We start from the raw sequence: 15063 nt of genomic DNA, 5'->3' as shown, positions 1-15063 counted from the left end.
ATGAACACCCCACAATCGAACGAAAAACACCTCTGGGTCTCCTGGGACGAATACCACCGCCTGATCGAGCGCCTGGCGCTCAAGGTGCATGAGTCGGGCTGGAAATTTGACATGGTGCTGTGCCTGGCGCGCGGCGGCGTGCGTCCTGGCGACGTATTCTCGCGCATCTTCGACGTGCCGCTGGCGATCCTGTCGACCAGCTCGTACCGCGCAGACAAGGGCACCGTGCAAGGTGACCTGGACATCGCCAAATACATGACCATGACCAAAGGTCCGCTGTCGGGCAAGATCCTGCTGCTGGACGACCTGGCCGATTCCGGCGTGACCCTGATGAAGGTGGTAGACCACCTGAAGCAGAACTTCACCGGCGTGACCGAAGTGAAGACCGCAGTGATCTGGACCAAGGGCAGCTCGGCATTCCGTCCGGACTACCAGATGGAAGAACTGCCGCACAACCCATGGATTCATCAGCCGTTTGAGGACTACGACGCGCTGCGCCCGCATCAGCTGGCGGCCTGGATCAAAAAAGGTGAGGCAAGCGCGTAAGGGTTACTTAGCGTTTTACGTCCACCCAAGCGGCCTGCGGGCCGCTTTTTTTATCGCTGTCTGTCCTGAACAACACAAAGTTTATGTTGGGAAATAATAATTACTTTTTTGACTTTAAAAATGTAAAAAAGAAATGACTCTTGGATATTTTGTGTTAAGATAGCTTTAAGTTTGGAAGTAAGTGAATTACAGCTTAAATACATGCCGACGGCACTTGCAGAAGTAAGTTGGCAAACAGAATATATAATTTCTAGTGGGAAAGAAAAAATCCATGAAACTGAAACAACTTTCGCAAGCGCTGCTGGTTGCTACTTTTTTTGCAGCCGCATCTGCCTCGGCAGCTACCGTGACGGTATCGAATAACAGCAATGTGATCCTGAGCAAGGATACCAACTGGACCGATTTCCTGAACTTCGCCAAGTTCAACACCTCGCTGGGCACCCTGACTTCGGTCAAGTTTGACCTGTATTCGGACATCACCGGCAATGTCAGCCTGACCAACTACAACGACGACGTCACCAGCGTGCCATTCAGCCTGGGCGCCACCGTGACCCTGAAGCGTCCTGACGCCACCAACCTGGTGCTGATCAACGCGCCAGTGTTCTCGACCACCGTCGACGTTGCAGCGGGCGATACCTACACCAACAGCAAAACCGTTCAGGCGCACAACAGCGCGGTCTATTCCGACGTGTCGGACCTGGCGCTGTTCAGCGGCACCGGCAGCATCGCAACCCAGATCCTGGCCAAAGGCTGGTCGTCGGTTCAAGGCGATGGCATCGATGCGCAATTCGCCACCAAGGCTGGCGGCTACGGCACCATCACCTACACTTACACCTCGGCAGTACCTGAGCCGGAAACCTACGGCATGCTGCTGCTGGGCCTGGGCGTACTGGGCGTTGCTGCAAAACGCAAACGCGCTGCCAAGGCGTAATTCAGACGGCACCATCACAAGGGAATAACATGAAAAAACTGACTCAAATCGCGCTGGCCGTCGCCGCCCTGAGCGCCGCTGTTGACGCATCGGCAGCTGTGCAGAGCTATACCGTTAATTCGAATGTCATCGCCAATGCCAAGGGCACGACCGCAGGCCTGGACTTCGCCAAGTTCAACGCCAGCCTGGGCTCCCTGCAATCGGTGGATGTTCAGCTGTTCAGCGATCTGAAAACCACCGTGCGTGTAGAAAACCTGAGCACCAGCTCGGCTTCCGACATTACCGCCAAAGCGGGCGCCGTGCTGACCTTCACGCTGACGGGTGTGACCCAGACGCTGAACCAGAGCGCTACCAAGGTCTTTAACATGACCGCGTTTGACACCGTTAGTGACTTCGCCGGTACTTCGGGCGCGGTGTACTCTTTCAACGCACCGCTGACCAGCAGCGCAAGCTACAGCACCGCGCCGGTACTGTCGCTGTTCACCGGCACCGGTAATCTGCACGCTGGCCTGGCTGGCGCGCCGACCATTGCGTTCTCGGATACTGCTGGCAACACCCGTACGGTACCGACTGCGGCATTCAATGGCTACGCCAAAGTGACCTACAACTATGTCACTACCGCAGTACCTGAACCAGAAACCTACGCCATGCTGCTGGCCGGCCTGGGCCTGGTAGGTGTGGTAGCACGTCGCCGTAAATCGGCTTAAGCTGAATCTGGTGGTACACTTAAACGGGAGCTTCGGCTCCCGTTTTTATTTTGCCTAAGAGACTACATGACCCAGGACTTCTTTCAGACCTTCATCCTGCTGCTGCTGGTGACTGACCCCTTCGGCAACGTGCCGCTGTTTGCCAGCGTGCTCAATCCCGTGCCCATCTCACGCCGGCCGCGCATCGTGATCCGCGAATGCGCGATTGCGTTTGTGCTGCTGCTGATCTTCATGTTCTTCGGCCGCCACTTCCTGACGGCGCTGCACCTGTCCGAAGTGGCGCTGCGCATCGGCGGCGCGGTGATCCTGTTGCTGATCTCGATTCGCATGATCTTCCCGCATCCCGACGGCGTGCTGGGCCGCACGGACGGCGCCGAGCCGTTCATCGTGCCACTGGCGATACCGGCGCTGGCCGGGCCGTCCGCGCTGGCGACGGTGCTGCTGTTCTCGCGCGAGAGCACGGGCGAGGTGCTGGTGCACGTGGCGGCGCTGGCTTCGGTCGGCGTGATCTGGCTGCTGGTGTTCCTGAGTGCCGAGCGCTTGCAGAAGGTGCTCGGCCCGCAGGTCATGACGGCCTTCGAGCGCCTGATGGGCCTGATCCTGACGGCGATGTCGGTCGAGATGCTGCTGGGCGGCATCCGCGAGTTCGTTAAAACCCTGTAATCCGAAGGCAGGCGCTTGACGCCTGCTTTTTTTACATCTATAGTTAGATAACCGTCTAATTAGATATTCGCCTAATGAACGCCTCCAACAGCGCCTTCAAAGCCATCGCCGATCCCGCCCGCCGCGAGATCCTGCGCCTGCTGCGTCAGGGCGAGATGACGGCTGGCGACCTGGCGCAACACTTCGACATGAGCAAGCCCACCATGTCGCACCACTTTGCGGTGCTGGCCGACGCGGATCTGATTACGCGTCGGCGCGAAGGCCAGACCATCTGGTATGGCCTCAACACCACCGTGCTGCAGGACGTGCTGGCCTGGATGATGGATCTGACCAGCGCTGAAAATCAAGGAGAAAAGAAATGAAGCCGCGTGCCTTATTGCTGTGCATCCTGATGATCCTGGCCATGGCGGCCATCACCGGGTACTACTATTCCGCGCTGCCCGAGAAGATGCCCATGCACTGGAACTTTGCCGGCCAGGTGGATGGCTACGGGCCGCGCTGGCAACTGTGGCTGCTCGGTCCCGGGACAATGACGGGCATGCTGGCTCTGGGCGTGGTTTTGCCCTTCCTGTCACCGAAGCAGTACGCGCTGGAGGCCTCCGGCGACACCTACAGTTACCTCATGATGCTGCCGGTTGCACTGTTTGGCGCGATCGAGCTGCTTGTGCTGTGCAATGCGCTGGGCATGCAGTTCGGCGTGGTGCATCTGCTGCAGGGGATATTGTTTGTGGTGCTGGTCCTGATGGGGAATCCGATGGGCAAGGTGCGCAGCAATTTCTTTGTCGGTATCCGCACGCCGTGGACGCTGGCCAGTGAGCGCGTCTGGTACGTCACGCATCGCCTGGCGGGCAAGCTGATGGTGGGTAGTGGTCTGCTGGGACTGTGCGCAATGGCGCTCGGTGCACCGCAATGGCTGCTGCTGGTGTTGATGCTGGCCTGGACGCCGGCGGTGATCGGTTACTCGTTCGTGATGTACAAACGTCTTCCTCAATGAATGGAGAAAAGTATGCGTCGTAAGTTACTGCTGTCTTTGATGATGTTGTCCGCGTCGGTGCCGGCGTTCGCCGCGCAGCGCCCGGTGTCGCTGGATGTGGGCGGCGGCACAGTCTACGGCACCGAGCTCACGCCGGATGGCGTCAGTGGCAAGGTGCCAGTGGTGCTGCTGCATGCCGGCTCCGGCCCGACCGACCGCGACGGCAACAACACGCTGCTGCCTGGCCCGAACGATGCGCTGCGCATGGTGGCGGAAGGCCTGGCCAGGCAAGGCATCGCATCCGTACGCTACGACAAGCGCGGTATCGGCGCCAGCGCGCTGCCGGTGTGGAAGGAAGAGAACCTGCGCCTGGATGACTATGTTGGCGACGCCGCCGCATGGCTGCGCAAGCTGCACGCCGACCCGCGCTTCTCGCGCGTGGTGATGGCGGGGCATAGCGAAGGCGCACAGATCGCATCGGAAGCCTGTGCGCAGGGCGGCGCCGATGCTTGCGTGCTGATCGCCGGTCCGGCGCATGCGCTGGATGAAGTCCTGCGCGAGCAGTTGAAGGACAAGCTGCCGCCGCCGCTGATGGACGAAAGCGACCGCATACTGGCCGCGCTCAAGGAGGGTAAAACGGTGGACAAGGTACCGCCGCCGTTGATGGTGCTGTATCGCCCGGAAGTGCAGCCGTATCTGATTTCATCGCTGCAGCACGATCCGCGCAAGGCCATCGCAGCGTTGAAGATGCCGGTGCTGATCCTGCAAGGCACGTCCGACATTCAGGTGCCGGAAACGGAGGCGAAGGAGCTGTCCGCAGCCGCGCCCAAGGCCAGGCTGGTGATCGTCGAAGGCATGAACCATCTGCTGAAAATGGTCGGCAAGGACGAGGCCTTGCAGCAGAAATCTTACGGCAGCCCTGACATGCCTGTGGCGCCGCAACTGATCGACGCCTTGAGCAGTTTCGTCAAGGCGCCGTAAGCGCAGATTTAAGACAGTGTGTCGGCGCCTGGCGCGCCGAACAGCTGCTGCTTGAGGTGATGGAGCTGGTCGCGCACCTGCGCGGCCTTCTCGAACTCCAGGTTCTTCGCGTGATCGAGCATGGCCTTCTCGAGACGCTTGATCTCCTTGCTGATCTGCTTCTCGCTCATGGCCTCGTACTTGGCAGTTTCCTGCGCCACCTCCAGCTCTACCTTGGCTTCCTTCTCGCTGTAGACGCCGTCGATCATGTCCTTGATGATCTTCTTCACGCCACGCGGCGTAATGCCGTTTGCTTCGTTGTAGGCGATCTGCTTGGCGCGGCGGCGTTCCGTTTCGCCGATGGCGCGCTCCATCGAGTCGGTCATGCGGTCAGCGTACAGCAGGGCCACGCCGTTCAGGTTACGCGCGGCGCGGCCGATGGTCTGGATCAGCGAGCGTTCGGAACGCAGGAAGCCTTCCTTGTCGGCGTCCAGAATCGCCACCAGCGACACTTCCGGCAAGTCCAGGCCTTCGCGCAGCAGGTTAATCCCGACCAGCACATCGAACGTGCCGATACGCAGGTCGCGCAGCAGTTCCACGCGCTCCACGGTTTCGATATCGCTGTGCAGGTAGCGCACTTTGATGCCGTGGTCGGCCAGGTATTCCGTCAGCTGTTCCGACATGCGCTTGGTCAGCGTGGTTACCAGCACGCGCTCGTTCTTGGCGACGCGGTCGGTGATCTCGGACATCAGGTCGTCCACCTGCGACAGCGCAGGGCGCACGATGACTTGCGGGTCCACCAGGCCGGTCGGGCGCACCACCTGTTCCACCACCTGGTCGGCACGGGTTTTTTCGTAGTCGGCCGGCGTCGCCGAGACGAAAATCGTCTGCCGCATTTTCTGCTCGAACTCTTCGAATTTCAGCGGGCGATTGTCCAGCGCGGACGGCAGGCGGAAGCCGTAGTCCACCAGATTGGTCTTGCGCGAACGGTCGCCGTTGTACATGGCGCTGAGCTGGCCGATCAGCACGTGCGATTCGTCGAGGAACATCAGCGCGTCTTTCGGCAGATAGTCCACCAGCGTTGGCGGCGGTTCGCCCGCCTTGGCGCCGCTCAGGTGGCGCGAGTAGTTCTCGATGCCTTTGGTGAAGCCGATTTCCGCCATCATCTCGAGGTCGAAGCGGGTGCGCTGTTCCAGGCGCTGCTCTTCAATCAGCTTGTTCTCCTTGCGGAAGAACTCCAGGCGCTCGCGCAGCTCGGCCTTGATGGTTTCCACCGCGCGCAGCACGGTGGAGCGTGGCGTCACGTAGTGCGAGCCAGGGTAGACGGTGAAACGCGGGATCTTCTGTTTGACGCGGCCAGTCAACGGATCGAACAGCTGGATCGATTCCAGCTCGTCGTCCCACAGTTCCAGGCGCACGGCGAGGTCCGCATTCTCGGCCGGGAAGATGTCCAGCGTATCGCCACGCACGCGGAAGGTGCCGCGGCCGAAGTCCACTTCGTTGCGCGTGTACTGCATCTGGATCAGGCGCGCGATGATGTCGCGCTGCGAGACGCGGTCCTTCTGGCGCAAGGTCAGGATCATCTGGTGGTATTCGTTGGGATTGCCGATACCGTAGATGGCCGACACGGTAGCGACGATGACCACATCACGGCGCTCCATCAGCGACTTGGTGCACGACAGGCGCATCTGCTCGATGTGCTCATTGATGGACGAATCCTTTTCAATGAACAGGTCGCGCTGCGGTACGTAAGCTTCCGGCTGGTAGTAATCGTAGTAGGACACGAAGTACTCGACTGCGTTCTCCGGGAAGAATTCGCGGAACTCCGAATACAGCTGTGCTGCCAGGGTTTTGTTGGGCGCGAACACGATGGCCGGGCGGCCCAGACGGGCGATGGTGTTGGCCATCGTATAGGTCTTACCGGAGCCCGTGACGCCCAGCAGCGTCTGGAAAAACAGGCCGTCGTTGACGCCTTCGCACAGCTGGTCAATTGCCGTCGGCTGGTCGCCGGAAGGCGGGAAGGGCTGGTGCAATTTAAAGGGCGAATCGGGGAACGTCACCACGGTTGCCTTGGGGGTATCAGCTACAGGTAAATCAGCCATCTTGTCAGACCTTTGTTAGAATAATGGCCTGCCAGCGGCCTGAAGTCGTTATTTTAAAGGGCGCTGTCTATACATCTCTGCTGCGAACCGCTTCCAATCGAATCCAATCTTATCATGACGAATCCTAGCTTGTTCAGCGCCATCGACATGGCACCACGCGACCCTATCCTGGGTATTACCGAAGCCTTTAACGCCGACCAGAATCCAAACAAAATCAATCTGGGCGTCGGTGTTTATTATGACGACAACGGTAAAGTGCCGCTGCTATCGTGCGTGCAGAAAGCGGAAGAAATCCTGATCGCAGCACCAGCCCCGCGCACCTACCTGCCGATCGAAGGTCTGGCGGCCTACGACAAAGCGGTGCAAGAGCTGGTATTTCGTGCCGACAGCGCGGTAATTCAAGAGAAGCGTGCGGTCACGGTGCAAGCCATCGGTGGCACTGGCGCACTGAAAATCGGCGCCGACTTCCTCAAGCGTTTCGCACCGGATGCCGAAGTCTACATCAGCGACCCAAGCTGGGAAAACCACCGCGCGCTGTTTGAAAGCGCCGGCTTCAAAGTCAACAACTACGCCTACTTCGATGCGGCCACCCACGGCGTGAACTTCGCCGGCATGCTGGCTGACCTCAAAGCCATGCCGCGCGGCGCCATTGTGCTGCTGCACGCGTGCTGCCACAACCCGACCGGCGCTGACCTGACCTCGGACCAGTGGACCGAAGTCATTGCGGCGATTACCGCCGGCGGCCTGGTGCCGTTCCTGGACATGGCTTACCAGGGCTTCGGCGCGGGCATCGCGGAAGATGGCGCGGTGGTGCGCCGCTTTGCGGAAGCGGGCGGCCCGCTGCTGGTATCGAATTCGTTCTCGAAGTCGTTCTCGCTGTACGGCGAGCGCGTGGGCGCGCTGAGCGTGGTGGCGTCGAGCGGCGAAGAAGCGGCGCGCCTGATGTCGCAACTGAAGCGCGTGGTGCGTACCAACTACTCCAACCCGCCGGTCCATGGTGGCAAGGTGGTGGCCACCGTGCTGACCACGCCGGAACTGCGCCAACTGTGGGAAGACGAACTGGCCGGCATGCGCGTGCGTATCAAGGAAATGCGCGAAGCGTTCGTGACCAAACTGGCTGCCAAGGGCCACGATTTTGCCTTCGTACGTGACCAGATCGGCATGTTCTCGTACTCGGGCCTGAGCAAGGCGCAAGTGGAGCAGTTGCGCGCGCAGTCGATCTACGCTGTGGACACGGGCCGGATTTGCGTGGCTGCATTGAATTCGCGCAATATTGATGTCGTTATTGACGCCATCGCCAAAGTGCTCTAAACTCTTGTTTCTTCGCATTGCGCTGCAAAGCATGAGGCGAAGAAATGGCAACATGGAATACCTGCAGTAGCGCATCTTGCTGATGTGAACTAAACAGTATAAAATGTTGTCTCTAATCCCTGATAGCTCAGTCGGTAGAGCGACGGACTGTTAATCCGCAGGTCCCTGGTTCGAGTCCAGGTCGGGGAGCCAGAATACTGAAAACCGCATATTTTCTTATGGAAATATGCGGTTTTTGCATTTTGGGCTGGCTTGATGCATCGCAGATTATTTTTACAAATATTCCGCAAATCGGCCTACCATTGACTATCGGCACGTTTTCCGAGGGCCGACTGACCAAGGAGCCGGCTTATGATGCAGCATCACGTCGTTTCTGATGATTTCCTGGGAAAGTGGCAGCAGACCACCAATGTCATGGCCGGCATTTTTGATGTGCCGGCTGGTCTGATCATGCGCGTCTGGCCGGAGCAGATCGAAGTGCTGGTGTCCAGCCATACGCCGGGCAATCCCTACGAAGCGCACGAGAAGGCCAACCTGAGCACCGGCTTGTACTGTGAAACCGTGATGGCCACGCGTGACGTGCTCCAGGTGCCCCACGCGCTGGAAGACGAGCACTGGCAAGACAATCCCGATGTCGCGTTGAACATGATTTCCTACCTGGGTGTGCCCTTGCTGTGGCCGGATCAGGAGGTGTTTGGCACCATCTGCGTGCTCGATAGCAAAAAGCGCCTATATCAGGAGCGCTATGTGGCGTTGCTGTGGGAGATCAAGCGGGCAATCGAGGCGGATTTCAAGGTCATGGCGCAGCAGCAGGAACTCATCGCCGGCAATGCGCAACTGCGTGATGCCAACCAGGCGCTGGCGCGCAGCAACGAGGAGCTCAAGGCGGCGCTGGAGAAAATCAACACGATGCAGGTCGATTTGCTGCGCGCGGAAAAGATGTCGGCGCTGGGCAAGCTGGTGGCTGGCATTGCGCACGAACTCAACACGCCGATCGGCAACGGACTCATGCTGGCCAGTACGCTCAAGAGCAATGCCGTGGATATCACGCGGGAACTCGAAGCAGGCGTGACGCGCAAGCGCATGCAGGATTTCATTGACGGGGTCAATCAGGGCGCGGATATCCTGCTGCACAGTCTGGGGCGGGCAGGGGAGCTGGTCACCAGTTTCAAGCAGGTGGCGGTCGACCAGTCCAGCATGCGCCGGCGCGAGTTCGGGCTGGAAAAAACCTGCGGCGAAATTCTGGTGGCGCTGGGGCCGACCATACGCAAGAGCGGCCATGAGGTGGTGTGTGAGGTGCCGGATGACATCGTCATGGACAGCTATCCGGGAGCGCTGGAGCAGGTGCTGATTAACCTGGTCAACAATGCGCTGCTGCACGCCTACCCCAGCGGGCTGGCGGGACGGATTCGTATTACAGCGCGCAGCGATGCCGACGACTGGGTGGAGATCGGCGTGATCGACGATGGCGTCGGCATCTCGCCCGCCAATCTGGCGCGCGTGTTCGATCCATTCTTTACCACGCGCCTGGGGCAGGGCGGCAGCGGGCTGGGGCTGAGCGTGGTCTACAACCAGATCACATCGGCGCTGGGCGGCAGTGTGCGGGTGGACAGTGAGCTGGGCCATGGCGCCCGTTTCACGCTGCGCCTGCCGCGCATCGCGCCGAAAGAAGTTGCCTAATTCGACAAAGGACGGCTATAATTCCGGCCTCAATTCCCTGATAGCTCAGTCGGTAGAGCGACGGACTGTTAATCCGCAGGTCCCTGGTTCGAGTCCAGGTCGGGGAGCCAGAATATTAAACGGCCCAGCGCGAAATCGCTGGGCCGTTTTCGTTTGTGGCAGCGTCAGCAATGGTCAGACCGCAGCGTGTCACCAACAATAATATTTCTCCTGAACCTCTGTGTGGTTCATCAACTTATTTTCAGGAGAGCATCATGACAATCACGATCGGCGACAAGAACCAGCAGCTTAACACCACTGAGCAGATTCGCACTGCGCTGGCCAATGGACTCAATGTCCGCATTTCCACCGACAATATCTGGACCTTCCCGATTGGCGGCGCGGATGGTTGCGTTGGCAAACTGATGGTGTCGCGCATGCGCCGCGTGCCCGTGGCCGGTGCCAACCAGGACTTGGCCGCCCACGTCACGTTCACGATCAACCAGATTTTTGTCCCGACGACGAAGGTGCCGAGTCCGGAAGTCCGGGTCGAGGTGACCAATGTGCACTTTACCGCGCGCCCGGTCAATGTTCAGCTCAAGATCGGCGCCGACACGGCGGTCGCCAGCACGCCCAAGGGCATCGAGGTGTCGATTCACCGCGGCATCAATGCCTGGGATTATGGGAAGGACAATGTCAAGGTGATCGGCCTGGCTGCCGAACTGAATCTCCCCACTGCGACTGCACAAGCCACGATCAATGCGGCACTGGCGCATTTCGACGCCGCTGCCACGGCTGCCGTCCGCGATCAGGTGGCGGCAAGTCTGCGTGCTGAAATCGGCGATTCCCTGTTACCGGCGAATCAACGTGGCGCCGTGCGCGTGACCGTCGCCTTTGTCTGAGCTAGGCTGTAAAAAATCATAAAGACTAGCCAAGCCCAATTTCGGCAGCTATAATTCTGGCCTCAATTCCCTGATAGCTCAGTCGGTAGAGCGACGGACTGTTAATCCGCAGGTCCCTGGTTCGAGTCCAGGTCGGGGAGCCAGAATACAGAAAAGCCCAACCTTCACCGGTTGGGCTTTTTGCGTTTCAGCTGCCGCGCAGAGGGTTTGCGCCGACCATGGCGCTCAGCCGCCCAGCGTATGACCGCCCCAGGCGTGCAGTTGGCCCAGATTCGGCACCTAGGCGCGGCACTGCCGAGCACACCGGCGACGCCGCCACTGACATCGCTGAAACGTGCCGCTTCGCTGACCGCCACGTTCACGCGTGCCAGGCTGTCGAGCAAGGCGGCGTTCAGCTCGCCGCCGTTATAGCCGGACAGGGCCGCAACAGCGTTGCTGAGCGTGGCGTCCGTGATGTTGGGCAGCGGCGGATGGGCATAGCCGAGCGCCAGCGCGCCGTTGGACTGATAGGCCAGATTCACGAACACGGTAAGGTTGGCGGCGGGCTGCAATGGATGGCTGACTGGAATCGCCTGGATATGGGCAACGGCGCCGTTGGCGCGGATAGTGTTACGCAGCGCACCGATATCGGCGCTGTAAGTGCCGCCGTGTTGAGAGCCTGGCGCACGCGGGACATGCCGCTTTTTGCATTTTGGCACGCAAAATTCACAAAATACACGATACAAGTGGACGAGAATCTTGCGCGTCGGTATTCTGAATCTTATTTCCGGCCCGAAGGGGAAGTCATGGTCATGAGCGTTGAGGCGCGCGCGAGCGTGCGGCGTGTCCGGGACCTGGAACTTGAAGTCGAGATCTTGCGCCGAACCCTGGCTGCCACGCCGGCCGCCGCGCTGCAGGATCAGCAATGGAAAGATGAGGTAGTCCGCTTGCTCGCCGAGGTGGCCTTGTTTCGTCTCGCGTTGGACCGGGAAACGGTACTTTCATCTTTAAAAAATAAGTAGAGGTAGTGATATGAGCGACGAAAACGATGCAATTGTCTACGGTACGGAAGACTTGTTGATGAGTCTGTGCAACTCGGTGAGCCGGGTGCTGAACGTCGCCACACAAAGCAAGGTCAACTATTCCGGCATGGTGCAGCGGATTACCAAGGTCGGGCTGAAGCCGGACATCGGCTGCTTCGTGCTGTTCGATGGCGGCTTCACCGGCCTGGTGGTGCTGAACTTCTCCGCCGATACCGCCATGGAAATCTACGAGCGCTACATGCTGCACATGGGCATGCCAAAGTCGGAACTGGCCAGCTCGCACACCTCGGATGAAGTGGCCAACATCATGGGCGAGCTCATGAACCAGATCGTCGGCGACTTTACGGGCAAGATCCGCCGTGAACTGCAAACCAATATCACCCAGAATCAGCCGAAGATGCTGGTGCTGAACAAGCAGATCGTGCTCAGCGTCGATACCCCGCTGGACCGCCCGGAAATGCGCCGCGTCAGCTTCTACACGGAGAAGGGCAATATCTTCTACCTGGAACTGGCCATCGACCGCACCGAGTTCATCCGCCTGCACGACTTTGACTCCAGCGAAATCGACGATCCGGATGCCTTGCTCGACGAGCAACGCGTGGCCCACCAGTCCACACCGTCGTCGTCCACCGCATCGTCCGATCCTGACGCTGACGAATTGCTGAAATCGCTCGGCATGTAATCCTCCCTCCCACACGGCCAGCGTCGCGCTGGCCGTGCTGTTTTTGTGGCGAAATTCCTACACGCGCCCATCTTCTCCCAGGTTCATGTTTCGACAGCAAGCTTGCTGTTCCTGCCATTGTGTGGCTGTACTGTCACGCCTAAGCCACTGAATATTCAGTTATTGCATATCTTTAGCCGAATTTCTAACCGTTAATTGGCTGGTTGTTATATTCGACTTGCAATACATGGTATGCATCAAAGAGAATATCGCCTTTCAAAAAAGTCAGTGCATTATTGAAAGCCACCGCGGGCGGATTCAGGGCTGCCACGCGCTACCACGATCACGACAGATGAACGGGTAGTGACCAGAAAAGAGAGAACAGGGGACACTGTTTTTAACTCTTTGCACTACATTTAAATCGGGAAATTGAATGATCAAACTGTCGAAGATGCACAAGCGCCTGCTGGCGCTGAGCGCCCTTATGCCTATTGGCACCGCCCTGGCACAAAGCACCGAGCCGCAACTGGAAACCGTGACTGTGACCGCACAGCGCCGTGCCGAGAACATCAAGGATGTGCCGGTTTCCGTCACCCTGCTGAAAGATGAAAAACTCGATGTGCTGCTGTCCGGCGGCCAGGACATCCGCTTCCTGGCAGGCAAAGTGCCGTCGCTGAACGTGGAATCGTCGAACGGCCGTACCTTCCCGCGCTTCTACATCCGCGGCTATGGCAACACCGACTTCAGCACCTTCGCCTCGCAGCCAGTGTCGCTGATCTATGACGACGTGGTGCAAGAGAACGGCATCCTGAAAGGCTACCCGGTCTTTGACGTGGCGGGCGTGGAAGTGCTGCGCGGCCCGCAGGGCACCCTGTTCGGCCGTAACACCCCGGCTGGCGTGGTCAAGTTTGAATCGGCCAAGCCGAACCTGGACAAGATCGAAGGCTACTACAGCGCCTCGATCGCCACCCACAACACCGCTGCGCTGGAAGCGGCCGCCAACATTCCGCTGTCGAGCGAATGGGCGATGCGCGTGTCGACGCTGCGCCAGCACCGCGACAACTTCGTCGACAACACCTTCACCAAGCAGAACGATGCGCTGGAAGGCTACAACGAACACGCCGAGCGCGTGCAGTTCCTGTACAAGCCGAGCACCACCTTCAACGCGCTGTTCAATGTGCACTCGCGTACCACCGACGGTAGCGCGCGCCTGTTCCGCGCCAACCTGATCAAGAAGGGCACCAACGACTTCGCTGACGGTTACGACTTCACCAAGATCAACACCAACGGCCAGAACTTCCAGAACCTGAGCACCAACGGCGCCAATGCCCGCCTGACCTGGGACCTGGGCGCCGTCAAGCTGTTCTCGATCACCGGCTACGAAGCCGTGGACAACTACTACAGCCGTGGCGACATCGACGGCGGCACCCCAACCGGCCCTGGCTTCATTCCATTCCAGGTACAAACCGGTGGCGGGCTGACCGGCCTGAAGCAGTACAGCCAGGAATTCCGCGTCGAGTCGAAAAACGCTGGCCCGCTGAACTGGCAGACCGGCGTCTACTACTTCAAGGAAAGCGGCGACGGCTTCAGCGACAACTTCGACAGCAACACCCAGGTGCAGACCTCGCACCTGGCCAGCCACCAGAACAACACCGCGTACGCAGCGTTCGGTTCGGTGACCTATGACGTGTCGAGCGACTTCACCGTACGCGGCGGCCTGCGTTACACCCACGACCAGAAAGACTTCCGCACCGTGGAATCGTGGAACGTGACCCAGATCGGTCCAAAGTCGGTTGAAGAGAGCAAGAACAAGGCGAACTGGGACCTGAGCGGCACCTACAAGATCAACAAGGATGTCAGCACCTACGCCCGCGTAGCGACCGGCTTCCGCGCACCATCGATCGCCGCTGCTTCGGCGTCGGTGCCGATCACCGTGGCCGATGCGGAAACCATCACCTCGTACGAAGCCGGCATCAAGGCCGACCTGTTCAACCGCCGCGCCCGCGCGTCGCTGAGCGTGTTTGACTACGAAGTCAAGAACCAGCAGCTGACCGTGGTGGGTGGTAACTCCAACGTGACCAAGCTGATCAACGCAGCCAAGACTGTTGGCCGTGGCCTGGAAGGCGAGATCGAAGGTTTCGTGACCCCGGACTTCAAAGTCAGCCTGAGCGGTTCGTACAACTTCACCAAGATCGAAGATCCTAACCTGTACGTGGCCAAGTGCGCCCAGTGCACCATCACCGATCCGATCGGTGCCAACGGCCTGGTGTCGATCAACGGCAATCCGCTGCCACAAGCTGCCAAGGTCATCGTGAACGCCACCGCGCGTTACAACTGGCCACTGGCGGACGGCAACCTGTTCGTGCTGACCGACTGGTCGTACCGCAGCAAGATCAACTTCTTCCTGTACGAGTCGAAAGAGTTCACCGGCAAGTCGATGGTGGAAGGCGGTCTGCGCGTGGGTTACAACTGGGCCGGCGGCAAGTATGAAGTTGCTGGTTTCGCGCGTAACATCACCAACACCGAGCGCATCATCGGCGGCATCGACTTCAACAACCTGACCGGCTTCGTCAACGAGCCACGTCAGTTTGGCGTGCAGTTCCGCGGCGGCTTTTAATTAAATCCG

At 59.3% G+C, this 15063-nt stretch carries 15 protein-coding genes and 3 tRNA genes; 16 read left to right on the top strand and 2 right to left on the bottom strand.

The window, feature by feature from the left end; translation table 11 throughout:
- The 7 genes from BUA36_RS01630 to BUA36_RS01600 all read left to right on the top strand — a co-directional run bounded on the left by BUA36_RS01630 (position 1) and on the right by BUA36_RS01600 (position 4801).
- A complete protein-coding gene (locus BUA36_RS01630; RefSeq protein WP_072780800.1) occupies positions 1–546 on the top strand; it encodes a phosphoribosyltransferase in 546 nt (181 codons plus the stop codon).
- Between the two features lie 271 nt (positions 547–817).
- Positions 818–1477 carry a choice-of-anchor E domain-containing protein gene (locus tag BUA36_RS29870; protein ID WP_084559940.1) on the top strand — a complete coding sequence of 220 codons (660 nt, stop codon included), beginning with the start codon at positions 818–820 and terminating at the stop codon, positions 1475–1477.
- A 29-nt stretch (positions 1478–1506) separates the two neighbouring features.
- A complete protein-coding gene (locus BUA36_RS31075) occupies positions 1507–2184 on the top strand; it encodes a choice-of-anchor E domain-containing protein (RefSeq protein WP_072780798.1) in 678 nt (225 codons plus the stop codon).
- A gap of 66 nt (positions 2185–2250) precedes the next feature.
- Entirely contained in the window at positions 2251–2847 is a 597-nt protein-coding gene (locus tag BUA36_RS01615) for a MarC family protein (protein ID WP_072780797.1), read from the top strand.
- Between the two features lie 74 nt (positions 2848–2921).
- Positions 2922–3209 (top strand): autorepressor SdpR family transcription factor, encoded by a 288-nt coding sequence (locus BUA36_RS01610; protein WP_072780795.1) that lies wholly within the window; start codon positions 2922–2924, stop codon positions 3207–3209.
- Positions 3206–3841 carry an SdpI family protein gene (locus tag BUA36_RS01605; RefSeq protein WP_072780794.1) on the top strand — a complete coding sequence of 212 codons (636 nt, stop codon included), beginning with the start codon at positions 3206–3208 and terminating at the stop codon, positions 3839–3841. Before BUA36_RS01610 ends, BUA36_RS01605 begins: the two co-directional genes overlap by 4 nt.
- Before the next feature lie 12 nt (positions 3842–3853).
- The gene (locus tag BUA36_RS01600) at positions 3854–4801 is read left to right on the top strand and encodes an alpha/beta hydrolase (RefSeq protein ID WP_072780792.1); all 948 of its coding nucleotides are present in this window, start codon (positions 3854–3856) and stop codon (positions 4799–4801) included.
- Positions 4802–4809: 8 nt separating this feature from the next.
- Here BUA36_RS01600 and uvrB read toward each other — a convergent pair whose 3' ends face one another.
- On the bottom strand, positions 4810–6882 hold the full coding sequence (gene uvrB, locus BUA36_RS01595) for an excinuclease ABC subunit UvrB (protein WP_072780791.1): 2073 nt from the start codon (positions 6880–6882) through the stop codon (positions 4810–4812).
- Between the two features lie 114 nt (positions 6883–6996).
- On the opposite strand from uvrB, the gene BUA36_RS01590 reads away from it, so the two are divergent.
- From BUA36_RS01590 to BUA36_RS01565, 6 genes are all read left to right on the top strand, one after another.
- Positions 6997–8193, top strand: coding sequence for an amino acid aminotransferase (locus BUA36_RS01590; protein ID WP_072780789.1), 1197 nt, complete (start codon positions 6997–6999; stop codon positions 8191–8193).
- 116 nt (positions 8194–8309) lie between these two features.
- Positions 8310–8385 (top strand) — tRNA-Asn (locus BUA36_RS01585).
- Between the two features lie 159 nt (positions 8386–8544).
- Positions 8545–9873 (top strand): sensor histidine kinase, encoded by a 1329-nt coding sequence (locus BUA36_RS01580; protein ID WP_072780788.1) that lies wholly within the window; start codon positions 8545–8547, stop codon positions 9871–9873.
- 34 nt (positions 9874–9907) lie between these two features.
- Positions 9908–9983: transfer RNA gene (locus BUA36_RS01575), tRNA-Asn, on the top strand.
- 144 nt (positions 9984–10127) lie between these two features.
- The gene (locus tag BUA36_RS01570) at positions 10128–10754 is read left to right on the top strand and encodes a hypothetical protein (protein ID WP_072780786.1); all 627 of its coding nucleotides are present in this window, start codon (positions 10128–10130) and stop codon (positions 10752–10754) included.
- 67 nt (positions 10755–10821) lie between these two features.
- Positions 10822–10897 (top strand) — tRNA-Asn (locus BUA36_RS01565).
- Between the two features lie 21 nt (positions 10898–10918).
- Here the strand turns inward: BUA36_RS01565 and BUA36_RS30115 are convergent.
- Positions 10919–11452 carry a ribosome-inactivating family protein gene (locus tag BUA36_RS30115; protein WP_167544241.1) on the bottom strand — a complete coding sequence of 178 codons (534 nt, stop codon included), beginning with the start codon at positions 11450–11452 and terminating at the stop codon, positions 10919–10921.
- An 87-nt stretch (positions 11453–11539) separates the two neighbouring features.
- Between BUA36_RS30115 and BUA36_RS01555 the strand changes: the two genes are divergently transcribed.
- From BUA36_RS01555 to BUA36_RS01545, 3 genes are all read left to right on the top strand, one after another.
- Complete coding sequence (locus BUA36_RS01555; protein ID WP_072781535.1) at positions 11540–11755, top strand: hypothetical protein; 216 nt, start codon at positions 11540–11542, stop codon at positions 11753–11755.
- Positions 11756–11765: 10 nt separating this feature from the next.
- Complete coding sequence (locus BUA36_RS01550) at positions 11766–12458, top strand: DUF3334 family protein (RefSeq protein ID WP_072780783.1); 693 nt, start codon at positions 11766–11768, stop codon at positions 12456–12458.
- Positions 12459–12870: 412 nt separating this feature from the next.
- Entirely contained in the window at positions 12871–15054 is a 2184-nt protein-coding gene (locus BUA36_RS01545) for a TonB-dependent receptor (RefSeq protein WP_072780782.1), read from the top strand.
- Positions 15055–15063: the final 9 nt, after the last annotated feature.

This window comes from Duganella sacchari (assembly GCF_900143065.1).
Lineage (GTDB): Bacteria > Pseudomonadota > Gammaproteobacteria > Burkholderiales > Burkholderiaceae_D > Rugamonas > Rugamonas sacchari.
This window is presented reverse-complemented; position numbering and strand designations above follow the sequence as displayed.